The 22,271-nt window shown below is 70.8% G+C and carries 19 protein-coding genes and 1 tRNA gene; 8 read left to right on the forward strand and 12 right to left on the reverse strand.

The features are described from left to right. Positions 1-258 precede the first annotated feature (258 nt). Together DA085_RS12640 and DA085_RS12645 are read left to right on the forward strand one after the other, a co-directional pair. Entirely contained in the window at positions 259-3,867 is a 3,609-nt protein-coding gene (locus DA085_RS12640; protein WP_109473346.1) for a S8 family serine peptidase, read from the forward strand. Positions 3,868-4,102: 235 nt separating this feature from the next. Continuing rightward, positions 4,103-4,711 (forward strand): DUF4126 domain-containing protein, encoded by a 609-nt coding sequence (locus DA085_RS12645; RefSeq protein ID WP_109473347.1) that lies wholly within the window; start codon positions 4,103-4,105, stop codon positions 4,709-4,711. Positions 4,712-4,782: 71 nt separating this feature from the next. Here DA085_RS12645 and rsmI read toward each other — a convergent pair whose 3' ends face one another. The 4 genes from rsmI to DA085_RS12665 all read right to left on the reverse strand — a co-directional run bounded on the left by rsmI (position 4,783) and on the right by DA085_RS12665 (position 9,212). Next, positions 4,783-5,628: a 16S rRNA (cytidine(1402)-2'-O)-methyltransferase gene (gene rsmI, locus DA085_RS12650; RefSeq protein WP_109473446.1), complete on the reverse strand. Its 846-nt coding sequence runs from the start codon at positions 5,626-5,628 to the stop codon at positions 4,783-4,785. A gap of 33 nt (positions 5,629-5,661) precedes the next feature. Further along, a complete protein-coding gene (locus tag DA085_RS12655; protein ID WP_109473348.1) occupies positions 5,662-6,405 on the reverse strand; it encodes a succinate dehydrogenase/fumarate reductase iron-sulfur subunit in 744 nt (247 codons plus the stop codon). A gap of 109 nt (positions 6,406-6,514) precedes the next feature. Next, positions 6,515-8,485 carry a fumarate reductase/succinate dehydrogenase flavoprotein subunit gene (locus DA085_RS12660; protein WP_109473349.1) on the reverse strand — a complete coding sequence of 657 codons (1,971 nt, stop codon included), beginning with the start codon at positions 8,483-8,485 and terminating at the stop codon, positions 6,515-6,517. A 31-nt stretch (positions 8,486-8,516) separates the two neighbouring features. Next, complete coding sequence (locus DA085_RS12665; protein ID WP_109473350.1) at positions 8,517-9,212, reverse strand: succinate dehydrogenase cytochrome b subunit; 696 nt, start codon at positions 9,210-9,212, stop codon at positions 8,517-8,519. 94 nt (positions 9,213-9,306) lie between these two features. Between DA085_RS12665 and DA085_RS12670 the strand changes: the two genes are divergently transcribed. Then, positions 9,307-10,893 carry a dolichyl-phosphate-mannose--protein mannosyltransferase gene (locus DA085_RS12670; RefSeq protein ID WP_202619218.1) on the forward strand — a complete coding sequence of 529 codons (1,587 nt, stop codon included), beginning with the start codon at positions 9,307-9,309 and terminating at the stop codon, positions 10,891-10,893. Between the two features lie 4 nt (positions 10,894-10,897). On the opposite strand, the gene DA085_RS12675 is transcribed toward DA085_RS12670, so the two are convergent. From DA085_RS12675 to DA085_RS12690, 4 genes are read right to left on the reverse strand one after another with little or no spacing between them, the layout of a single operon-like run. Beyond that, entirely contained in the window at positions 10,898-11,218 is a 321-nt protein-coding gene (locus tag DA085_RS12675) for a tetratricopeptide repeat protein (RefSeq protein ID WP_109473351.1), read from the reverse strand. Further along, positions 11,218-12,978: a PH domain-containing protein gene (locus DA085_RS12680; RefSeq protein ID WP_109473352.1), complete on the reverse strand. Its 1,761-nt coding sequence runs from the start codon at positions 12,976-12,978 to the stop codon at positions 11,218-11,220. The genes DA085_RS12675 and DA085_RS12680 overlap by 1 nt, the downstream gene beginning before the upstream one ends. Beyond that, positions 12,975-13,481, reverse strand: coding sequence for a PH domain-containing protein (locus DA085_RS12685; protein WP_109473353.1), 507 nt, complete (start codon positions 13,479-13,481; stop codon positions 12,975-12,977). The genes DA085_RS12680 and DA085_RS12685 overlap by 4 nt, the downstream gene beginning before the upstream one ends. Next, positions 13,478-14,491, reverse strand: coding sequence for an ornithine carbamoyltransferase (locus DA085_RS12690; protein WP_109473354.1), 1,014 nt, complete (start codon positions 14,489-14,491; stop codon positions 13,478-13,480). Before DA085_RS12690 ends, DA085_RS12685 begins: the two co-directional genes overlap by 4 nt. Positions 14,492-14,702: 211 nt before the next feature. On the opposite strand from DA085_RS12690, the gene DA085_RS12695 reads away from it, so the two are divergent. Both DA085_RS12695 and DA085_RS12700 read left to right on the forward strand, forming a co-directional pair. Further along, a complete protein-coding gene (locus tag DA085_RS12695; protein ID WP_154402191.1) occupies positions 14,703-15,575 on the forward strand; it encodes a DNA-3-methyladenine glycosylase family protein in 873 nt (290 codons plus the stop codon). A 48-nt stretch (positions 15,576-15,623) separates the two neighbouring features. Continuing rightward, a complete protein-coding gene (locus tag DA085_RS12700; protein ID WP_109473356.1) occupies positions 15,624-16,865 on the forward strand; it encodes a low temperature requirement protein A in 1,242 nt (413 codons plus the stop codon). A 9-nt stretch (positions 16,866-16,874) separates the two neighbouring features. On the opposite strand, the gene DA085_RS12705 is transcribed toward DA085_RS12700, so the two are convergent. Continuing rightward, positions 16,875-17,252, reverse strand: a complete 378-nt coding sequence (locus DA085_RS12705; RefSeq protein ID WP_109473357.1) for an ArsR/SmtB family transcription factor — start codon at positions 17,250-17,252, stop codon at positions 16,875-16,877. A 16-nt stretch (positions 17,253-17,268) separates the two neighbouring features. Between DA085_RS12705 and DA085_RS12710 the strand changes: the two genes are divergently transcribed. The 3 genes from DA085_RS12710 to DA085_RS12720 all read left to right on the forward strand — a co-directional run bounded on the left by DA085_RS12710 (position 17,269) and on the right by DA085_RS12720 (position 20,298). Further along, on the forward strand, positions 17,269-17,745 hold the full coding sequence (locus tag DA085_RS12710; RefSeq protein ID WP_109473358.1) for an SRPBCC family protein: 477 nt from the start codon (positions 17,269-17,271) through the stop codon (positions 17,743-17,745). 54 nt (positions 17,746-17,799) lie between these two features. After that, a complete protein-coding gene (locus tag DA085_RS12715) occupies positions 17,800-19,500 on the forward strand; it encodes a formate--tetrahydrofolate ligase (protein WP_109473359.1) in 1,701 nt (566 codons plus the stop codon). Positions 19,501-19,644: 144 nt separating this feature from the next. Beyond that, positions 19,645-20,298, forward strand: coding sequence for a dihydrofolate reductase family protein (locus DA085_RS12720; protein WP_109473360.1), 654 nt, complete (start codon positions 19,645-19,647; stop codon positions 20,296-20,298). Between the two features lie 24 nt (positions 20,299-20,322). Here the strand turns inward: DA085_RS12720 and DA085_RS12725 are convergent, their stop codons facing one another. From DA085_RS12725 to DA085_RS12735, 3 genes are all read right to left on the reverse strand, one after another. After that, positions 20,323-21,093, reverse strand: coding sequence for a hypothetical protein (locus tag DA085_RS12725; protein ID WP_154402192.1), 771 nt, complete (start codon positions 21,091-21,093; stop codon positions 20,323-20,325). Between the two features lie 82 nt (positions 21,094-21,175). Continuing rightward, positions 21,176-21,248, reverse strand: a tRNA-Ala gene (locus tag DA085_RS12730). A gap of 69 nt (positions 21,249-21,317) precedes the next feature. Further along, positions 21,318-22,250 (reverse strand): aldo/keto reductase, encoded by a 933-nt coding sequence (locus DA085_RS12735; RefSeq protein WP_202619219.1) that lies wholly within the window; start codon positions 22,248-22,250, stop codon positions 21,318-21,320. Positions 22,251-22,271: the final 21 nt, after the last annotated feature.

The following is a 22,271-nucleotide window of genomic DNA, read 5'->3' on the forward strand; positions in this document are numbered from 1 at the left end:
CGCCACCGTCCCGGCCGATCGGGGCCGCTGCCACCGGCCCTCCCCACCTGCACCCAGGCGGCGTGCGGTCCTCTCCCAAGGTCACGAATCCATAACGGACTGTGCCAAGGTCCTCGTGAACGCCCGGGGACTGCCTACTGTCGAGCCACCGGTGGGTGTCACCGGATCACATTCTGGGAGAACTCAATGATGAGACGAGCAGGGAGCAGAGCGCCCGCCACGGGCCTCCGCAGGGTCACCACCGCAGGAGTCGCCGCGGTGGCTCTTGCAGTCACCACTGTCAGCGGGGGCGGGGCCCTGGCTGACGGGAACGAGGCGCAGGACCTCGGCGACAGCGCCGACTACGGGGTCTCGGCGCCGGACGGGGCCGCGAAGGTCCAGGACCGCACCGTGGAGGGGGTCCGTGCCCAGCCCTCCGCCTACTTCATCCAGCTCAGGGCCACGCCGGTGATCAAGGGCGGCTCTGCCACGACGGTGGCGGCCCAGACCGACTCCTTCCTGGACCACGCCCGCTCCGTCGGCGCCGACCTCGAGGTGCGCCAGACCTACGACTCGGTCTGGAGCGGGCTGTCCGTCTCCGGCTCCCGCGCCGACGTCGAGCTCGCCGCGGGCTCCGCCGACGTCGTCGCCGTCTTCCCCGTCCACCAGATCCAGGCCCCGTCCACGCCGGTCGGGGACGCCACCCCGCAGATGGCGTACGCCAAGGGGATGACCGGCGTCGACAAGGCCCACGAGATGGGCTACACCGGCGAGGGCATGCGCATCGCCATCATCGACACCGGCGTCGACGTCGACCACCCGGACTTCGGCGGCTCCGGCACGCCCGGTGACGGCACGAGCGAGGGCTGGGAGACCGAGCAGGTCCGGTTCGGCTTCGACCTGGTGGGCGACGACTACGACGCCTCCACCCCCGAGACCGACTTCCCGGTCCAGGACCCCAACCCGGACGACTGCCAGGGTCACGGCAGCCACGTGGCCGGCATCGCCGCCGGCAACGGCGACGAGGCGGCGGGTGGCGTCATGGGTGTCGCACCGGACGCCGTCATCGGCGCCTACCGCGTGTTCGGCTGCACCGGGTCCACCAACACCGACATCATGCTCTCGGCGATGGAGCTGGCCTACGAGGACGGCATGGACGTGGTCAACATGTCCATCGGCTCGGGCTGGGCCAGCTGGAAGCAGTACCCGAGCGCCCAGGCGTCCGACTCACTGGTCGACGCCGGCGTCGTCGTGGTCAACTCGATCGGCAACGAGGGCGCCAGCGGCACCTTCTCCGCCGGGGCGCCGGGCGTCTCCGACAAGGCGATCGGCGTGGCGTCCTACGACAACGCCATGGTCACCCAGAACGCCTTCACCTACGGCGACGAGGCCGTGGCGGTGGGCTACTCCCCGGCGACCGGGGCACCCGAGCCGCCGACCGAGGGCACCGGCGCGATCGTCCGCCTGGGCGACACCGGCTCCCCCGAGGGCATGGCGTGCACGGCCGACGGTGGCATCACCGCGGACCTGACCGGCAAGCTCGTGCTCATCGACCGCGGCACCTGCTCCTTCCACGAGAAGGCAGCCAACGCAGAGGGCGCGGGCGCCGTCGGCGTCGTGCTGGCCAACAACGTGGCCGGCGTCATCAACGCCACGGTCGAGGGCGACCCGGCCATCACGATCCCGGTCGTCACGATCCAGCAGGCCGCCGGCGCGGACCTGAACGCCGCGATCGCCGCCGGTGGTGAGGAGATCGAGCTCACCTGGACCGACGAGGTCACCTCGGCCGAGAGCCCCACCGCCGGTCTGATCTCCTCCTTCAGCTCCTACGGCATGACCGCCGAGCTGGAGCTCAAGCCCGACCTCGGCGCCCCGGGCGGCAACATCTTCTCCGCCTACCCGCTGGAGAAGGGTGGCTACGCCTCCCTGGGTGGCACCTCGATGTCGTCCCCGCACGTGGCCGGCACCGCAGCGCTCCTGCTGCAGGCACGTCCAGACCTGGCCACCGAGGACGTCCGGACGGTGCTGCAGAACAGCGCCGACCCGGCTCTCTGGTCACTCAGCCCGGCCAGCGGTTACCTTGACTCCGTACACCGGCAGGGTGCCGGCATGGTGGACATCGACGACGCCATCTCGGCGCCGGCGATGGTCTCCCCCGGCAAGATCTCGCTCGGTGAGACCGATGCGGGGCCGGTCAGCCAGCGGCTACGGATCACCAACACCAGCAACGACTCGGTGACCTACGCCCTCAGCAACAACGACGCCACCATCGCCACCGACGGTGGCGACTACAGCCCGGGTTACTGGGGTCCTGCCACGATCGTCGATGGTCCCGACACGGTCACTGTCGAGGCCGGCGAGAGCGCCTGGATCACCGTGACCATCACTGGTCCGGCACTCGATCCCGACATGGAGCTCGGCCTGCAGTACGGCGGTTACCTGGAGCTCGAGCCGGTCGACGGCACGGCGGGCGACATGCTGCGCGTGCCGTACGCCGGTTACGCCGGTGACTACCAGGAGCGTCCGGTGCTGCTGCCCGGCGCCGTCGAGGACTTCGACTTCCCGGTCCTGGGCGTCCACACCGGTGGCGGCAGCTACGACGTCTTCCCGGAGACCGGGACCGGCGACGAGCCCGTCTTCACCCTCGTGGAGGACGACGACCCGGCCGTCCTGGCCGAGTTCGGCCACCAGGCACGCGCGGTCGAGCTGACCGCCTACGAGGCCAACGCCGACGGCACCCAGGGCGCCGAGGTGGGCGTCGTCTACACGGAGGACTACCTGCGCCGCAGCGAGGCTCCCAACGACTTCCTGGTCCTCACCTGGGACGGGACCTTCCAGGGAGCGACGGTCGATGACGGCAAGTACCTCCTGGAGATGACCGTCACCAAGGCCCAGTCGTTCAACGACGAGGGTGAGGCCGCGACCGAGTCCTGGACCAGCGAGCCCTTCACGATCGAGGACGGCCAGGAGGCGCCGACCTCACCGGAGGTCTCGCGCTACGCGGGCACCGACCGCTACTCGACGGCCGCCAAGATCTCCGGGCAGAACTACGACCCGGGCGTCGAGACGGTCTACATCGCCACCGGCACGACCTACCCCGACGCGCTCGCGGGTGCGGCCCGGGCAGGCAGCGAGGGCGTACCCGTCCTGCTGGTCAAGCCCGACGCGATCCCGGCCGCCACGCTGTTCGAGTTGGAGCGGCTGCAGCCGGGCCAGATCGTGATCTTCGGCGGTTCCGGTGCGGTCGACGCGACGGTCGAGGCCAAGCTGGGCGGGCTGACCGAGGGTGAGGTCAGCCGGATGGCCGGCGCGAACCGTTACGAGACCGCGACCGCGATCTCGGCGGACATCGAGCCGGGCGCCGACACGGTCTACATCGCCACCGGCGAGGACTTTGCGGACGCCCTGACCAGCGCCGCCCGCGCCGGAACGGTCGACAGCCCGGTGCTGCTGACCCAGTCCACCCACCTGCCCAGGGCGACCGCGGACGAGCTCGACCGGCTCGACCCGACCACCATCGTGGTCCTGGGCGGGACCGCTGCCGTCTCCGCGGACGTCGAGGAGGCGCTCGGCGCCTACGGTGACGTCGAGCGCCGGCAGGGCAAGAACCGCTACGAGACCGCGGCAGCGATCTCGGCGGACTTCCCCGACGGGCTGCAGAACGTGTTCGTGGCCACCGGCGAGGCGTTCCCCGACGCGCTGACGGGTGCGGTCCTTGCGGGTCACCTGCAGAGCCCGGTCCTGCTGGTCAAGACGGATCGGATCCCGGCCAGCGTGCTGACCGAGCTCACCCGGCTGGGTGCCGCCAACATCCAGATCCTGGGTGGTCGCGCGGCGGTCGGCCAGGACGTCGAGGACGAGCTGCGGGCGATCAGGTACACGCCGTGAGCTAGTCGCAGCACCGTTGGTGGACCCGTCCCGAGATCTCGCGGGGCGGGTCCACCCGTCTCATGTGCCGGAGCCGCCCGGTGTTGCGGGCGCCGGCGGGGCAGCGTGTGGCGGAACCGAGGCACTGTGTCGCGGAACCGGGCGGCGTGGGAACACGTCACAGGGCCGCCGTGGTTGACTGAACCTGACGCGCCCCGCCGGGGCACGCCGAACGACGAAGGGGGCGAGGCTCACCATGCTCGCTGCACTCACCGGAGCAGGGCTGTCCGCCGCTGCGGGCCTGAACGCCTACATCCCGTTCCTCATCGTGGCCCTGGTCTCCAGGTTCACCGACTTCATCAACCTGCCCGCGCAGTATGCCTGGATCGAGTCCGACTGGGCCATCGGCGGCGCCGCGGTGCTGCTGGTCGGCGAGGTCGTCTTCGACAAGATCCCCGTGGTCGACCACATCAACGACGCCGTGGGCACCTTCATCCGGCCCGCCTCCGGTGGTCTCATCTTCGCCGCCACCCAGGCTGCCGAGGACCTCGAGCAGAACTCCTCCCTGATGGCCGACAACCCGTGGATCGGTGTCGTCCTGGGCATCATCACCGCCGGCGTGGTGCACACCGGCAAGGCGGTCACCCGCCCCGTCGTCAACGCGAGCACCCTCGGCGTGGGCGCACCCCTGGTCTCGACCGCCGAGGACACCGCCTCCGTGGGCCTGAGCATCGTGGCGATCTTCTTCCCGATCATCGTGATCTTCCTGCTGCTGCTCATGCTGTGGGGCGGCATCGCGCTGTGGCGCAGCGCGCGGCGCCGGCGACGCGAGCGGGAGCAGGCCGTCGGCGCCTACTACGGCTGAGCACGCGCACTCTGGTCGGGGACCGTCAGGTCGCGCCCGCTGGAGCGCCCGGGTCCGAGGGCCGGGAGGGCTCAGCGCGCGGCGAGGGCGGCCGCATAGAGCTCGCGGGAGGACAGACCCGTCCGGCGGGCCACGTCCCGGCACACGTCCTTGAGCCGCTCACCGGCGCCGCTGCGCTCCAGGACCTCCGGCAGCGCCTCCTCCACGGTGACCGCTGCCTCGGTCGCGGAGCCCGCACCGGAGACGACGACGGTGACCTCGCCCCTGACGCCGTCCGCCGCCCAGGCGGCCAGCTCTGCCAGCCCCCCGCGCCGGACCTCCTCGTAGGTCTTGGTGAGCTCACGGCATACGGCAGCCGGGCGGTCCCCGCCGAGGACCGTGGCCATCGTGGTCAGCGTGGACGCGAGCCGGTGCGGCGCCTCGAAGAAGACCATCGTGCGCGGCTCGGCCACGAGCTGGGCCAGCACCCGCTCCCGCTCCCCGGGGCGCCGGGGCAGGAACCCCTCGAAACAGAACCGGTCGACCGGCAGCCCGCTGACGGCCAGGGCCATGAGCACCGCGGACGGGCCCGGCACACAGGTCACCGGGAGGTCGGCCTCGACACAGGCCGCGACGAGCCGGTAGCCCGGGTCGGAGACCGAGGGCATCCCGGCATCGGTGACCAGCAGGACCCGGGCGCCGCCGCCGATCCTGGCCACCAGGTCGGGGGTGCGGGAGGCCTCGTTGTGCTCGTGGTAGCTGACCACGTCGCCACCGACGCTCACCCCGAGCCTGTCGGTGAGCCGCCGGAGCCGGCGGGTGTCCTCGGCTGCGACCACGTCCGCACCGGCCAGCTCCTCGAGCAGGCGCGGGGAGGCGTCCCGGGAGTCACCGATGGGGGTCGCGGCCAGCACGAGCGCCGCCCGGTCAGTGGTCACCGGCACCCCGACCGTATGCCGTCAGCCGGCTGATCAGGCCTGGTGCCGCTGGGCGCGGAGCAGGTCGCTGTTCATCTGGGAGATGACGTTGAGCGGGATGCCCTTGGGGCACGCGCGGGAGCACTCGCCGAGGTTGGTGCACCCGCCGAAGCCCTCCTCGTCGTGCTGCGCGGTCATCGACAGCACGCGGGCGTCCCGCTCGGGCTGGCCCTGCGGGAACTCGCCCAGGTGGGTGATCTTGGCGCCCATGAAGAGCATGCCGGAGGCGTTCGGGCAGGCGGCCACGCAGGCGCCGCACCCGATGCACTCGGCCGCCATGAAGGCCCGGTCGGCCTGGCTCTTGGGCACAGGGGTGGCGTGGGCGTCCGGCGCGGAGCCGGTGTTGGCCGAGATGTAGCCGCCGGCCTGGATGATCCGGTCGAAGGACCCGCGGTCCACGCACAGGTCCTTGATGACCGGGAAGGCGTCGGCCCGCCACGGCTCGATGACGATCTCGTCGCCGTCCCGGAAGGAGCGCATGTGCAGCTGGCAGGTGGTGGTCCGCTCGGGGCCGTGCGCCTCGCCGTTGATCATCACGCCACACATGCCGCAGATGCCCTCGCGGCAGTCACTGTCGAAGGCGACCGGCTCCTCGCCCTTGGCGATCAGCCCCTCGTTGAGGACGTCGAGCATCTCCAGGAAGGACATGTCCTCGGACACGCCCTCGATCGGGTAGGTGACCGCGCCGCCCTTGTCGCTCGGGCCGCTCTGCCGCCAGATCTTCAGGGTCAGTCTCATCGGGGCCCCCGCAAGGTATCGGAGTGAGGCACGAACGTAGAGCGCCGGGGTCCCTGCGAAGTAGCGAGCGCCAGCGAGCACTTCGCGGGGTGGCTTTGTGGGGTGGACATCACTTGTAACTCCGTTGCTTCAGCTCGATGAACTCGTACTGCAGGTCTTCCTTGTGCAGGATCGGACTGCCGTCGTCACCGCCCCAGCCCCACGCGCCGACGTAGGCGAACTCGTCGTCGTGGCGCAGCGCCTCACCGTCCTCGGTCTGGGACTCGGCACGGAAGTGACCGCCGCAGGACTCGCGCCGGTGGAGCGCGTCGATGCACATCAGCTCCCCCAGCTCGAGGAAGTCGGCCACGCGGCCGGCCTTCTCCAGCGACTGGTTGAGTGTGTCGGCGGACCCGAGCACGCGCACGTTGCGCCAGAACTCCTCGCGCAGCGAGCGGATCAGGTCGATCGCCTTGCGCAGGCCCTCCTCGGTGCGCTCCATGCCGCAGTACTCCCACATGATGTTGCCGAGCTCCTTGTGGAAGGAGTCGACCGAACGCTCACCGTTGATGCCGAGCAGCTCCTGGATCCGGCCCTCGACGGAGTCCTGCGCCTCGACCACGGCCGGGTGCGTCAGGTCGACCTTCTCGAACGGTCCGTTGGCCAGGTAGTTGCGGATCGTGTTGGGCAGCACGAAGTAGCCGTCGGCGAGCCCCTGCATCAGCGCCGAGGCGCCGAGGCGGTTGGCGCCGTGGTCGGAGAAGTTGGCCTCGCCGGTGACGAACAGCCCCGGCACGTTGGACTGCAGGTCGTAGTCGACCCAGAGGCCACCCATCGTGTAGTGGACCGCCGGGTAGATGCGCATCGGCACCTGGTAGGGGTCCTCACCGGTGATCTGCTTGTACATGTCGAACAGGTTGCCGTACTTGGCCCGCACGGCGTCCTCGCCGAGTCGGCCGATGGCCTCCTTGAAGTCGAGGTAGACACCCCGGCGGAAGTCACCGACCTTGGGGCCGACACCGCGGCCCTCGTCGCACATGTTCTTGGCCTGACGAGAGGCGATGTCACGCGGCACCAGGTTGCCGAAGGCGGGGTAGATCCGCTCCAGGTAGTAGTCGCGGTCCTCCTCAGGGATCTCCCGGGGGTCCTTGTCGCAGTCCTCGCGGCGCTTGGGCACCCAGATGCGGCCGTCGTTGCGCAGCGACTCCGACATGAGGGTCAGCTTGGACTGGTGGTCACCGGCCACCGGGATGCACGTCGGGTGGATCTGCGTGTAGCAGGGGTTGGCGAAATAGGCACCCTTGCGGTGGGCCCGCCAGTTGGCGGTGACGTTGCAGCCCATCGCGTTGGTCGACAGGTAGTAGACGTTGCCGTAGCCGCCGGAGGCGAGCACGACCGCGTCCGCCAGGTGGGTCTCGATCTCACCGGTGACCATGTCACGGGCGATGATGCCGCGGGCCTTGCCGTCCACGACGATCAGCTCGAGCATCTCGTGACGCGCGTACATCTTGACGGTCCCGGCGGCGATCTGCCGCTCCAGGGCCTGGTAGGCGCCGATGAGCAGCTGCTGGCCGGTCTGACCGCGGGCGTAGAAGGTGCGGGAGACCTGGACGCCACCGAAGGAGCGGTTGTCCAGCAGACCGCCGTACTCGCGCGCGAACGGCACGCCCTGGGCGACGCACTGGTCGATGATGTCGGCACTGACCTCGGCCAGCCGGTAGACGTTGGTCTCCCGGGAGCGGTAGTCGCCGCCCTTGACGGTGTCGTAGAAGAGACGGTAGATCGAGTCGCCGTCGCCCTTGTAGTTCTTCGCCGCGTTGATCCCGCCCTGGGCGGCGATCGAGTGGGCCCGGCGCGGGCTGTCCTGGTAGCAGAACGACTTGACGTTGTAGCCCGCCTCGCCGAGCGTCGCGCCCGCAGAGGCGCCCGCCAGGCCGGTTCCGACGATGATCACGTCGAGCTTGCGCCGGTTGGCCGGGTTGACCAGGTTGTTGTCGAACTGGTGCTTGGTCCACTTCTCGGCGATCGGGCCCGCAGGGGCCGCGGTGTCGGCGATGGGGTCACCCTCGCGGTAGAGACCCTCGATCAGGGGTGCGGTCATCGTGTCTGCTCCGTCCTGTCGTGCCGACCGGTCATGGAATGAGTCCGAGGAAGATGGCGACCGGCGGCAGCGCGAAGCCGACCACGACGACCACCGTCACGAGAATGGACACCAGGCGCAGGCGCTCGGCCATGTCGAGGCTGGTGTTGAGCCCCAGCGTCATGCCGGCCGACCAGATGCCGTGCAGCAGGTGCATGCCGAGGCAGGCGACCGCGAACAGGTAGATGAGGACGGCCCACCAGACCCCGAAGCTGGCGACCAGCCGCCCGGCGGGCGTGTCGTGGGTGCCACCGATGTTGATGGTGTGCGTCGTGAAGTGCAGCAGGTGGAAGACCACGAAGACCAGCAGCGCGACCCCGCCCCAGCGCATCGAGCGCTTGACGAAGGTCGCCCACTCGCCCCGCCGCTGGATGTAGCGGACCGAGCGTGCCTTGCCCGCGCGGCCCCACAGGATGAAGGCGGACGCGGCGTGCAGCACGACGCTGACCAGCAGCGTGATGCGCATGATCCAGAGGAACCCGGACTCCGGCAGCATCGGCGTGCCGAACTCGCGCAGGTGGTGTGCGTACTCGTTGAAGCTGTCCTCGCCGGCAAAGATCATGAGGTTGCCGTACATGTGCGCGAGGATGAACCCGACGAAGATCAGCCCCGTGACGGCCATCACCGTCTTGAGCAGGATGCTCCGTGTCCTGGGCCGCTTGCCTGCGGAGATCGTTGAGGTGGCCACGGTCAGGACTGTACTACTCGGCCTGCCGCCCGTTGACGGATACCCGCCGCTACCTGCGCCTGTGTTGAGGATCTCACAGGTTCTGCCGCCTACTATGAGCGCCGTGACCGAACCGACCGGGGGGCTCTCCCGTCTCCGCGCGCGCCTGCTCGGGCCGGCGGCCGGTGCACGGTCCGCCGCCTGGGGCTGGTGGGGACCGCTCCTGGTCATGGTGCTCGGCGGCATCGTCCGGTTCGTCAACCTCGGGCACCCCTCCTCGCTGATCTTCGACGAGACCTACTACGTCAAGCAGGGCTGGTCCCTCATCGAGTACGGGACCGAGATGGAGGTCCGCGAGGGGCTCGAGGAGCCCGACGTGCTCTTCACGGCCGGCAACCCGGACGTGTTCGGCAGCACGCCGGACATGGTGGTCCACCCACCCGTGGGCAAGTGGATGATCGGCCTGGGCGAGTGGCTGTTCGGGGTGGAGGACCCGTTCAGCTGGCGGGTGGCCGCGGCGGTGGTGGGGACCCTGTCGATCCTGATGGTCGGTCGCGCCGCCTGGCGGATGTTCCGCAACCCCCTGCTGGCCACGGCCGCCGCCACCCTGCTCGCCTCGGACGGCCACCACTTCGTCCACTCCCGCACCGGCCTGCTCGACGTCTTCGTGATGTTCTGGGCCCTGGCCGCGTTCTGTCTGCTGCTCGCCGACCGGGAGCAGGGTCGCCGACGTCTCGCCGCGCGGGTCGCTGCGTTGGCGCCACCACCGGGGAATATGACGTGGGGCCCGGGCCTCGGTATCCGCTGGTGGCGGGTGGCCGCCGGGGTCAGCCTGGGGCTGTGCGTCGGGACCAAGTGGTCGGGCCTGTTCTTCCTGGCCGCGTTCGGCCTGATGACCGTGTGGTGGGACATGGGGGCGCGCCGCGCCGCCGGGGCGGAGAAGTGGTTCCTCGGCTCGGTGGTGCGCGACGGCATACCGGCCTTCGTCCAGCTGGTCCCGGTGGCTCTGGTCACCTACGTGGCCAGCTGGGCCGGGTGGTTCCTCACCGACCACGGCTACAAACGGCAGTGGGCCAGCGAGAACCCGGTCCTCGGTCTCGCCTCGCTGGTGCCGGACCCGCTGCGCTCGCTGTGGTCCTACCACCAGGAGGTGATGAGCTTCCACGTCGGCCTGGCCAACGAGCACGCGTGGTCCTCCAACCCGTGGTCCTGGATCGTCCAGGGGCGCCCGACCCTGTTCTACTCACGCTGGCCGAAGCTCGGGGAGGACGGCTGCACCGCGACCGACTGCGTCACCTACATCGCCTCGCTGGGCAACCTGTTCGTCTGGTGGGGGGCCACCGCGGGGCTGCTGGTGGTCGCGTTCATGTGGCTCATCGGGCGGGACTGGCGGGCCGGTGCCGCGCTGTCGGGCATCATCGCCGGCTGGCTGCCGTGGTTCCTCTACCAGACCCGCACCATCTACAGCTTCTACGCGGTGGCGTTCGTGCCGTGGCTGGTGCTGGTGGTGACCTACTGCCTGGCCCTGGTCCACGGACGCGCGGAGGACCCGCTCGTGCGCCGGCGGTGGGGGGCGGCGATCGTGGTGCTCTACGTGACGGCGGCGGTCGCACTGTTCGTCTGGTACTACCCCGTCTACACCGCCCAGACGATCCCGCGGGACCAGTGGACCCTGCGGATGTGGTTCGACTTCTGGACCTGACCGGCTACTCCGTCAGGCCCATCGCCTCGGCCAGCAGGAGGTGCTGCTTGCCCTCCTCGGCACGTCCGGAGCGCTGCAGCGTGCGGGCCAGCAGGAGGTGCGCGTAGGCCTCAGTGGGCCAGCGGCCGACGACGGCGGTGAGCACCTCCTCTGCCCGGCCGAGCTGGGCGGAGTGGTAGTAGGAGCGGGCCAGCAGCATACGCACCTCGAGGTGGTCGGGCTCCTCGGCGACCAGCTGGGCGAACAGCCCGGCGGCCTTGGCGTACTCCTTGTTCTCGAACAGGAACGTGGCCCGGTCGTAGATCCGGGTGAGGTCCTCGGCCATCACGGCTCCTCTCCGGTCGACCGGAACTGGTCGACCACGGTGGGGGTGGTGCGGCTCGCGAGCTCCAGGGCCCACGGCAGCGGGATGTTGGCGACGGTGACGACCTCGGGGCCCGCGGCCGTCGTGGCGAGCAGGTCGGCGAGGCCGCGGCGCCGCTGGAAGAACGACTGCCGGACCACCCAGCCGATGACCCCCGCGCGCTCGAGCACGACGCGCTGCCGCTGCAGGGCCCCTGAGCGGCTCACCAGGTGCTCCGGGGTGAGCTGGTGGCCGAGGTTGCGGTAGGACAGCTCGCCCAGACCGAGGCTGGCCAGCCCGGTCCCGGCAGCCACGGCCGCGACGACCCACCAGTCCCACCCCAGCCACCAGGTCAGCCCGGCGGCGACGCCGGTGAGGAACGCGGTGGCCCACTGGCTCTGGACGAGGATCCGGCGGTGAGCGGCGGGTCCGTGGCTGCGGACCGGCACCGTCAGCGGCCCGTCGAGCCGTCCGTCGCCACCCGTGCCCGGGTCCCGCGGGGTGTCACCGGTCGGGTCGAGCAGACGCTCCCCCGTGCCCAGCACGCTGTGGCCGACCGACTCCGCCACCGGGCGGGGGCACGGCGGCAGCAGTTTGGTCGTGCCGCCCGTGCCCACGCCGGTCGCCAGCGACGTCAGCTCGCCACCGCCGACGGCCCGCAGCAGCAGCGGTTCGGTCAGCTGGACCCCACGGATGCGGGCCTCCTCGACCGTCGTGGACGTGGTCGTCAGCAGGCCGCGGGTCAACCGGATCGTGCCACCCGGCTCACGCACCAGGCGCAGGTTCCACCACTGGAGCACGTAGTTGAGGGTGGAGACCACGAGCCAGCCGACGAGGAGGACGAACAGCCCCACCAGGACGATCGCGACGAGCGCCTGGGCGAGCACCCACTCGTAGGTGCCGGTCACCCGGTCCTGGCTCAGGACGCCGAAGTCGTCACCGAACTGGAAGAGCACACCGAGCGCGGTCGCCACGATGACCAGGCTGGACAGGCTGAAGGGCGCGAACCGCAACCAGGACCAGTCGATCTCGGCGAGGACCTCCTCCGGCCGGAGGGGTCCCGGGCGCTGCGCTGGCGGGGGCGGGGGCAGCCCGGGCTCCGGGGAGCCCTGGGCTCCGGGGGCTCCCTGGAGTCCGGGCACGTCCCCCTCACTCCCGAGCGACGCATCCCCGGGGCTCCGCGCCGCAGTCTGCTGGGCGCCGCGCGCCCCGGCGCCGCGCAGGAGGAGGTACTCGCGCAACTGGCCCGCGTCCTCCCTGGCCAGCCCGTCGAGCTCCACGCGGGACTCGTCCACGCCGGTGCCGATCCGGGCCCGCGCCAGGCCCAGGATGCGGTGCAACGGCGGCGACTCGAGGTCGACGCTCCGGACGCGGTCCAACGGCGCGGTCTTCTCCGACCTGTTGATCAGCCCCGTCTTCACCTGCAGCTGGGTCTCGGTGAACCGGTAGCGCGTGGTGAACCAGGGGATGACACCGAGGGCCAGGGCCCCGAGGACCAGGACCGGCAGGAGTCGCACGGACCAGGTCGTGTCCGCGGACTGGCGGATCCCGACGAAGGCGATGACGATCGGCACCGCCATCGACCAGAGGACCTTCACCGGGTGGATGAACAGCATCCGCGGCGACTGCCGGTGCCACTCGCGGTCCCGGACCGCCTGCGGCGCAGGCAGGTCGTAGGCAGGTCCGGTGGGCGGCGTGTCCAGGGCACCGTCCCGACCGTCGTCCCGCGGGGGCAGGGTCATGTCGCGTCGCCCTCGTCACGCCCGGTGATCTCGGTGAGGTCGGCGACGACGCGCCGGGCCTCGTCCTGGTCGAGGCACTTGATCTCGATCGCGCCGGCCGCCGAGGCCGTGGTCACCGTGATCGAGGCGAGACGGAACATCCGTTGGATGGCCCCCTGCTCGGAGTCGACGGTCTGCACCCGGGACAGCGGTGCGATGCGCTGCTCCACGTTGAGCCAGCCCGACCGGGTGTAGATCGCGGTGTCGGTGACCTCCCAGCGGTGCACGGCGTACTTGAACCGCGGCACGACGAGGATCTCCACCAGCGCCCCGGCGACGGCAAGGGCCAGGATGACCGTGGCCCACCACCAGCGGTCGGGCAGCACGAAGAGGTAGACGACCACCAGGACCGCCAGGAAGATCCCCTCCCAGACCAGGGCGGTCGTGGTCCAGTAGGCGATCGCCCGCGACGACACCTTGCGGGCGGGGTCCCGGAGCGCTGGGTCACCGGTGACCGAGCTCATGCCGGCCCGGCGATGGTGGCGACCATCAGCGCCTTGATGGTGTGCATCCGGTTCTCCGCCTGGTCGAACACGACGCTGGCCGCGGACTCGAAGACCTCGTCGGTGACCTCGGCGCCCTCGGCGAGGTGCGGGTAGCGCTCCACGAGCTCACGCGCCACCTCGGTGCCTGTGTCATGGAAGGCCGGCAGGCAGTGCATGAACCTCGCGGCCGGGTTGCCGGTGGCGGCCATGAGCGCCGCGTTGACCTGGTAGGGCAGGAGCACGTCGATCCGCTCCGCCCAGGCGGCGGCCGGCTCCCCCATGGACACCCAGATGTCGGTGTGCACGAAGTCGACCCCGCGGACCGCCTCGTGCGGGTCCTCGGTGAGGGTGAGCCGGGCGCCGGTGCCCTCACCGATCTGACGGCACAGGGCGACCAGCTCGTCCGTGGGCTGCAGCGCCCGGGGCGCCCCGATCCGCACGTCCATCCCGAGCTTGGCGCCGATGAGGAGCAATGAGTTGCCCATGTTGTTGCGGGCGTCCCCGACGTAGGCGTAGGAGATCTGCTCCAGCGGCTTGTCGCAGTGCTCGATCATCGTGAGCACATCGGCCAGCATCTGGGTGGGGTGCCAGTCGTCGGTGAGGCCGTTGTAGACCGGCACCCCGGCATACCGGGCCAGCTCCTCCACCACCGACTGGTCCGCCCCGCGGTACTGGATGGCGTCGAACATGCGCCCGAGGACGCGCGCCGTGTCGCGGATGCTCTCCTTGTGGCCGATCTGGGTGGACTTCGGCTCCAGGAACGTCGTCGCGCCGCCCTGGTCGTGGGCGGCGACCTCGAAGGAGCTGCGCGTGCGGGTCGAGGTCTTCTCGAAGATGAGGGCGACGCTCCTGCCGGACAGGCGGCGCTGCTCGGTCCCGGCCCGCTTGGCGGCCTTGAGCTCGGCAGCGAGGTCCAGCAGGTGGCGGATCTCCTCCGGCGTCTCCTCGCGCAGGCTCAACAGGCTCCTGCCCCGGAGGTCAACGGCCATCTCGTGCGTCCTTCCTGCCGATACCGACCCCCGGCGTGCTCGCCGCGCGGGCAGCCCCCGGTCAGGTCGGTGCATAGTCAACTGTGCTCAGGACCAGCATCGCACTCCTGCCCCCACCGGCCCGCACCCCGGCCCCTCCGGCTCGTGCCGGGAACGTGCCGTTCCGCGGGTGCGCCGCAGGGTGTCACGGGCAGGTGCTAGGCATGTCCTCGTGACATGCAGGGAGCTGCCCGCGACCGGCGGGCTGGAGTCGGGTGCGGTCCTGACGACCCTGCTCAACCACGCGACGCCGGGCAGCGAGGTGGTCGTCGCGCACGAGCAGCCGGCTGGTCGGCAGGGGGCACCGGTCAGCGGCACCTACCGACGGCTGCTCGACCTCGGCGGGGCACCGACCGCGGTCACCCTGCACCTCGACACCGAGGGCATCACCCTCGAGGTGCCGGCCCCCGTCCTGCAGGAGGCCGCCGACGTGGTCACCTGGTGGTTCGACCTGGCCACCGACCCGACACCGGTCGCCGCGACCCTCGCCGCCGACCCCCGCCTGGCACCCCTGGTCGCCCGGCTCCCGGCGCTGCGCCCGCTGCGGCACCCGGCGGGCTTCGAGGCGGCCATCGACACCGTGCTGGGCCAGCAGGTGACCCTCTCCTCGGCCAGGCTCTTCGGAGCACGCCTGCGAGCGGCATACTCCCCTGCCGTGGTGGAGGGCCTGCGGGTCTTTCCCGCGGCCGACACCCTGGCCGGTGCGCCGCTCGAGGAGCTGCGCGGCACCGTCGGGCTGACGACCGCGAGGGCAGCGACCGTGCACGCGGTCGCCGGCCTGTTCGCCGACGGGTTCCGACTGGGCCCCGGGACCGCCCCGCGCACCGCCCGCGCCCGGTTGCTCGAGGTGCCGGGCATCGGACCGTGGACGGTGGAGTACCTCGCGCTGCGCGCCCTGGGTGACCCCGACGCCTTCCCCGCCTCCGACGCTGTCGTGCGGCGCGCCCTCGACGGGGCGGGGCCCCGGTCCGCCGAGGAGCAGTCGCAGGCGTGGCGGCCGCACCGCGGCTGGGCCACGGCGCACCTGTGGGCCGGACAGTTCTGAGCCCCTTCTGCGCGCGCTGACGCGTCGTGCCGTGTCACCATGAGCGGCATGACGCAGCCGTCCGGGCGGGACCACCGGATCCAGCGGATGACCGGCCGGGACCCGGACCAGACACACCGCGCGTCCACGCCGCTCGAGCTGCTCTTCGACCTCACGCTGGTCGTCACCTTCAGCCAGGCGGGCACCCAGATGGCGCACCTGCTCGAGCTGGGCCACATCGCCGCGGCGGTCGGCGCCTTCGCGTTCTCCCTGTTCGCGATCTGCTGGGCCTGGATCAACTACTCCTGGCTCGCCTCGGCATACGACAACGACGACATCTTCTTCCGCGTCGCCACGATGGTGCAGATGCTCGGGGTGCTGGTCATGGCCCTGGGGATGCCCGCCCTGTTCCACTCGATCGACGAGGGGCTCCACGTCGACAACGGCATCGTGGTGGCCGGCTACGTGGTCATGCGGGTCTCGACCATCGCGCTGTGGCTGCGCGCGGGCAGGCACGACCCGCGGCGCCGCCCCGCAACGCAGACCTATGCCGGCCTCATCGCCCTCGCGCAGGTGGCCTGGGTGATCCAGATCTTCATCTATCCGCCGCTCCCGGTCACGGTGGCGGTGACCGTCGCGCTGGTCACCTTCGAGATGGCGATCCCCGCCATCGCGGAGCGACGGGCCCGCACACCGTGGCACGCCCACCACATCGCCGAGCGCTACAGCCTGCTGGTGATCATCACGCTGGGCGAGGTCATCCTGGGCACGATCCTGGCGATCTCGGCGGTGGTCGAGGAACAGGGCTGGAGCGTGGAGGCGGTCCTCGTGGCCTCGGGCGGTGTCATGCTCGCCTTCGGCCTGTGGTGGGTCTACTTCACGATGCCGTCGGGCGAGATCCTGGCGGCGCACCGCCGGCGCGGTTTCCCCTGGGGTTACGGCCACATGGTGCTGTTCGGCTCCCTCGCCGCGACCGGCGCGGGCCTGCACGTGGCGGCGAACGTCATCGAGCACGAGGCCCACCTCGGCCCCGTCGGGGCCATCCTCACCGTGGTGGTGCCGGTCGCGGTCTTCACCGTCGCGCTCATCACGTTGTACTCGCTGCTGCTGCTCCAGTTCGACCCGTTCCACACCTGGCTCGTGGTCGGCGCGCTGGCGGTCCTGACCGCAGCCGTCCTCGCGGTCGCCGCCGGCGCCTCCATCGGCACCGGCATCCTGCTGGCAGCCGGCGCTCCCCTCGTGGTCATCGTCGGCTACGAGACGGTCGGGCACCGGCACCAGGCGGTGGCCGTCGAGCGCGCCCTGCCCTGACGACGTGGCTCACTGCCGGTCGAGGTCGTCCAGCAACGCGACGGCGGCGCGGGTGTACTCCCCGATCCACCGGTCGTGGATGCGCTTGATCGGCTGCGGCGCCAGCGTCAGGTGCCGCTCCCGGCCGACGCGCCGGCCGATGACCAGGTCCGCCCGCTCGAGCACGCGCAGGTGCTGCAGGACCGTCGTCCGGTCGAGCTCAGGGAACTGCCCGCACAGCTCTCCGGTGGTGCGGGGCGAGTCGCGGAGGACGTCGAGCATCCGCCGGCGCGTGGCGTTGCCGAGCGCACGGAAGACGAGGTCGTCGTCGGTGTCCGAGGGCGTCACGTCCCTCCGCGCGGGGCGGTCGGCACCCACGGACTCCCTCTTGCGCGCTGCCTTCGACATGTTATATAAATATCACATGACAACGACACCGCAGCTCACCGAACTGTCCTTCACCGTCTCCGGGCGCGTCGCACGGCCGTGCGCGGAGGTCTTCGAGGCGGTCGCCGACCCGGAGCAGCTGTCCCGCTACTTCACCACCGGCGGCGCCCGTGGCCGCCTCGAGGCCGGAGCGGACGTCACGTGGGACTTCCACGACTTCCCGGGACGGTTCCCGGTGACCGTGGTCGAGGCGGATCCGCCGCGCCGCATCGTCATCAGCTGGGGCGGGGAGGCCACCATCGACCAGTCGGACCGGACCACGACCACCTTCGAGTTCGAGCCCCTCGACGACGACACCCGCACGCTGGTCACCATCACCGAGTCCAGCTGGCAGCCCACGGCCAAGGGGGCCGAGAACGCCTTCGGCAACTGCGAGGGCTGGACCAGCATGCTGAACGCCCTGAAGGCCTGGGTGGAGCACGGCATCAACCTGCGCGAGGGCTTCTACGTCTGACCCTGACGGGACTCCTCGGCGTGACCGACGGGGGTCGTGCATAGGCTCTGAGCCATGAGCCGACCCACTCCCCTGCCGAGCGACCTGGAGATCGCGAGCTCCGCCATACTCCGCCCGATCGCCGACGTCGCCGACGACCTGGGGATCGCCGCCGAGCACGTCGAGCCGTACGGCCGGGACGTCGCCAAGATCGACCTCGCCGCTGCGGAAGGGCAGCCCCGCGGGACGTATGTCGTGGTGTCGGCGATCACCCCGACCCCCCTCGGCGAGGGCAAGACCACGACCGTCGTGGGCCTGACGCAGGCGCTGCGACGGCTGGGCTCCAACGCCGTGGCCACCCTGCGCCAGCCCTCGATGGGGCCGACCTTCGGGATCAAGGGCGGCGCGGCCGGCGGCGGCTACAGCCAGGTGGTGCCGATGGAGCGGCTCAACCTGCACCTGACCGGTGACTTCCACGCGATCACCGCCGCCCACAACCTGCTGGCTGCCGCAGTCGACAACCACCTGCACTTCGGCAACGAGCTCGGGCTCGACCTGCGCAACATCACCTGGCGCCGCGTGATGGACGTCAACGACCGGTCCCTGCGCAACATCGTGGTCGGGATGGGCACCCGCGCCGACGGGCTGGTGCGCGAGACCGGCTTCGACATCACCGCCGCCTCCGAGGTGATGGTGCTGATGACCCTGGCCACGTCCTACCAGGACCTGCGCTCGCGGCTCGGTCGGATCGTCGTCGGCTACACCGGCGAGGGCAAGCCGGTCAGCGCCGAGGACCTCGGGGTCGCGGGCGCCATGGCGGTCATCCTGCGGGACGCCCTCAAGCCCAACCTGCTGCAGACGTTGGAGGGTGGCCCCGCCCTCGTGCACTGCGGCCCCTTCGGCAACATCGCCACCGGCACGTCGTCGGTCGTCGCCGACCAGGTCGCGCTGAGCCACGCGGACGTCGTGGTGACGGAGGCGGGCTTCGGGGCCGACATGGGGGCCGAGCGGTTCTTCAACGTCAAGTGCCGGGTCGGCGGCCTGGAGCCGGACGCCGCCGTGGTCGTAGCCACCGTGCGCGCCCTGAAGGTGCACTCCGGCAACTACGACATCAGGGCCGGGCGCCCGCTCCCCGAGCGGCTGCTCGCCGAGAACCCGGACGAGGTCCGCGCCGGCCTGGAGAACCTGCGTGCCCACGTCGAGATCATCCGCTCCTTCGGGGTGAGCCCGGTCGTGGCGATCAACGCCTTCCCGCAGGACCACGAGAGCGAGCACGACGTGATCCGAGGGTTGGCCGCCGAGCTGGGCGTCCGCTGCGCCGTGACCAGGCACGTCGCCGAGGGTGGCGCCGGCGCGGAGGACCTGGCGCGCGAGGTGCTGGCCGCCGCCGAGGAGCCCACCCACTTCACGCCCACCTACGCGCTGGAGGACCCGCTCGCGGAGAAGATCGAGGCCGTGGCGACCAGGGTCTACGGCGCGGACGGCGTCGACTACTCACCGGCCGCGACGACGGCGTTGCAGACCTATGAGGACGCCGGCTTCGGTGGCCTGCCGATCGTCATCGCCAAGACCCACCTGTCGATCAGCTCGGACCCGACCCTGATGGGCGCACCACGCGGGTGGCGGCTCCCGGTGCGCGAGGTGCGCGCCAGTGTGGGCGCCGGCTATGTCTACGCGATCGCCGGCGACATGCGCACCATGCCGGGCCTCTCGCGGCACCCGAACGCCGAGCGGATCGAGCTGGCCCCCGACGGGACGATCACCGGCCTGTCCTGACGGGACGACAAGTCCCCCGCAACGGGCCCACACCCGTCGGCGGTCCGGAGCCCCGTCACCACGTCAGCCGATGAGTTCTGCCGGGACCCGCAGTCCCTACTCCATCGACACACGCGTCAGGGACGGCGACCGAGGAGAAGACCGATGGGCACGGTGCAGGCGCAGGCGATCATGTCCCTGGATGGGTACGTCGCCAAACAGGACAACACCATCGGCCGGTTGTTCGACTGGCTCCAGAACGGCGAGGTGGCGATACCGACCCCGGCCGGGGACTTCGAGGTCCACCTCAACCCAGCGAGCACGGAGCACTGGCGGGGGTGGGTCTCCGAGCTGGGAGTCCTGGTCTGTGGCCGCACCCTGTTCGAGGTGACTGACGGCTGGAAGGGACGGCACTCGCTGGACGTCCCCGTCGTGGTGGTCACGCACCACGTGCCCTCGGAGTGGGTCGACGCGCACCCCGACGCGCCGTTCTCCTTCGTGACCGACGGAGTGCCGGCCGCCATCGCACGTGCCCAGGAGATTGCCGGCGACCGGGTCGTCTCCGTCACCGGGGGAACCATCGCCAGGCAGTGCCTGGACCTGGGGCTGCTGGACGAGGTGGCCGTCGACCTGGTCCCGGTGGTGATGGGCGCGGGCAACCGCCCATTCTTCGGCGATCTCTCGTCCGAGGACGTCATGCTCGACAACCCGAGGGTCTGCGTGCAGGGCGACCGGGTCACCCACCTGGTGTTTCCCGTGCTGCGTGAGCCCGTGCGCAGGGCGTCTCGCCAGGTGCTCCCCCGCGCAACGGCCCACTGACTGACGACGGAGGTGCCTCGGTCGTCACCTGGTTGACGCTTGGCGGAGCGCGACCCAACAACGCTCCTGACCGCGTTCGAGGAGGCCGATTCGCTCTCGCGAGCCGGTCTCCGTGGCCAGGGAGAGGGACCACGTTCCCGCCAGGTCGCGCAGCTTTCCGGTCGTCGGAGCCGAGCCGGGGCGGGTGTGGACCAGCCCCGTGATCCTGAAGGGGTGGGTGGCCAGTTCGGACGTGGGGACGGTGGCGCGCAGCTGGGGCCGACCCTGGTGACCGTTCGAGACCTCAACCGGCACCGCGGACTGCAGCAGATTGCCACCCCTTCTGAGCAGTGCGATCCGTGCGCGCCCCGCCCTGATCACGAAGTAGGCCGCGAGTCCACCGACGATGGCTGCCAGGCCCAGCCCGAGCGTCCCCAGACCGAGGCGGTCTGTGGTGGGTGACGACGGGATGGGTTCACCGTCCTGGCCGACCCAGACCTGAACGGTCTGGCCAACAACTTCCGGAACCTCGCCGCACCGCTTGTACCCGCCACTTCCGGCAGTGTGCCCCGACCAGGAGACCTCGACCCAGTACTTCGGCCGGTACCTGCACTTCCCGTCCTCCTGGATAGCGTCCACCCGGGCACTCACCTGCTCGTCACGCCCGAGCAGATGATCCAGGCGCCCATCTGTCACCACGTAGAGCAGGGTCGGGAGGACGGCCAGCAGCACCATCAGGCCAGCGAGCAACACCCACTGGATCCGGGAACGGGCGTGAGCAGCCCGCAGGGCCCCGGCCTCATCTGCTCGCAACACTCAAACCCCTCACCACGGCAACCCCGGACATGAAACTGCCCCGCCATCAGGGCGGGGCAGGTTTCGTACGACTCGACTTGGGTGGAGCTGAGGGGATTCGAACCCCTGACCTTCTCATTGCGAACGAGACGCGCTACCAACTGCGCCACAGCCCCAAGGTGTACCGGCGGCTACGTACTGTAGCACCGGCATACCCCGATCTCCGATTTCTGGGGGGCGAGCGCTCAGAGCTCGGCCAGGTCCTCGGCGGTGGGCTCCCACAGGCCGGCGGCCGCGTTGCTGCGGACCTGGTCGGAGCTGGTCACCCCGGCGATGACGGAGGCGACAGCGGGCTGGGCTGCCAGGCCCCCGATCGCGACCTGCAGCATGGTGAGGCCGCGCTGCTCGGCATACGCCTCGAGCCGCTCGATCTCGTCCCAGTCCGCGCCCGCCAGACGCTGGGCCTGGCTGTCCAGGGCCAGGCGCGAGCCCTCCGGCGGCGCCTGGTCGCGGCGGTACTTACCCGTGAGGAGGCCGTACTCGAGCGGGAAGAACGGGAGGATCCCGACGCCCACCATCTCGCACGCGGGCACCAGCTCGTCCTCCGCCTCGCGGTCGAGCAGGGAGTACTTGTTCTGCGCCGAGACGAACGGCGCGTAGCCGCTGGTCCGGGCCGTCCAGTCGGCGTCCACGACCTGCCAGCCGGCGAGGTTGGAGGACCCGATGTAGCGCACCTTGCCCTCGGTGACCAGCTCGGTCAGGGCAGCGAGGGTCTCCTCCATGGGAGTGGCCGGGTCGGGGGTATGCAGCTGGTACAGGTCGATCCAGTCGGTGCCGAGGCGGCGCAGGCTCGCCTCGACCGCCCTGCGGATGTAGCGGCGTGAGCCGCGGGCGCCCCAGTCCGGACCGTTGGCACCGTGCATGTCCATGCCGAACTTGGTCGCGACCACCACGTCGTCGCGCCGGTTGTTCAGGGCCTCGCCCAGCAGCGTCTCCGACTCGCCCCGGCCGTAGGTGTCGGCCGTGTCGAACAGCGTGATGCCCGCCTCGATCGCCGCGTCGACGATCTCCTGGACCCGGTCGCCGCCGATCCGGGTACCGAACGCGTTGCAGCCGATGCCGACGGTGCTCACCCGCAGGCCGGAGTCGCCCAGGGGGCGGTAGGTCATCTCAGTCATGGCACCACAGTACGGTCCCGG

The sequence above is a fragment of the Ornithinimicrobium cavernae genome (assembly GCF_003121625.1).
Lineage (GTDB): Bacteria > Actinomycetota > Actinomycetes > Actinomycetales > Dermatophilaceae > Ornithinicoccus > Ornithinicoccus cavernae.

Coding starts and splice junctions, on each gene's coding strand:
- DA085_RS12715 (WP_109473359.1), top strand. CDS start 17,800: ATGAGCCGACCCACTCCCCTGCCGAGCGACCTGGAGATCGCGAGCTCC.
- DA085_RS12655 (WP_109473348.1), bottom strand. CDS start 6,405: ATGAGACTGACCCTGAAGATCTGGCGGCAGAGCGGCCCGAGCGACAAG.
- DA085_RS12680 (WP_109473352.1), bottom strand. CDS start 12,978: ATGACCCTGCCCCCGCGGGACGACGGTCGGGACGGTGCCCTGGACACG.
- DA085_RS12735 (WP_202619219.1), bottom strand. CDS start 22,250: ATGACTGAGATGACCTACCGCCCCCTGGGCGACTCCGGCCTGCGGGTG.
- DA085_RS12660 (WP_109473349.1), bottom strand. CDS start 8,485: ATGACCGCACCCCTGATCGAGGGTCTCTACCGCGAGGGTGACCCCATC.
- DA085_RS12675 (WP_109473351.1), bottom strand. CDS start 11,218: ATGGCCGAGGACCTCACCCGGATCTACGACCGGGCCACGTTCCTGTTC.
- DA085_RS12670 (WP_202619218.1), top strand. CDS start 9,307: ATGAGCGCCGTGACCGAACCGACCGGGGGGCTCTCCCGTCTCCGCGCG.
- DA085_RS12645 (WP_109473347.1), top strand. CDS start 4,103: ATGCTCGCTGCACTCACCGGAGCAGGGCTGTCCGCCGCTGCGGGCCTG.
- DA085_RS12690 (WP_109473354.1), bottom strand. CDS start 14,491: ATGGCCGTTGACCTCCGGGGCAGGAGCCTGTTGAGCCTGCGCGAGGAG.
- DA085_RS12705 (WP_109473357.1), bottom strand. CDS start 17,252: ATGTCGAAGGCAGCGCGCAAGAGGGAGTCCGTGGGTGCCGACCGCCCC.
- DA085_RS12700 (WP_109473356.1), top strand. CDS start 15,624: ATGACGCAGCCGTCCGGGCGGGACCACCGGATCCAGCGGATGACCGGC.
- DA085_RS12720 (WP_109473360.1), top strand. CDS start 19,645: ATGGGCACGGTGCAGGCGCAGGCGATCATGTCCCTGGATGGGTACGTC.
- DA085_RS12710 (WP_109473358.1), top strand. CDS start 17,269: ATGACAACGACACCGCAGCTCACCGAACTGTCCTTCACCGTCTCCGGG.
- DA085_RS12685 (WP_109473353.1), bottom strand. CDS start 13,481: ATGAGCTCGGTCACCGGTGACCCAGCGCTCCGGGACCCCGCCCGCAAG.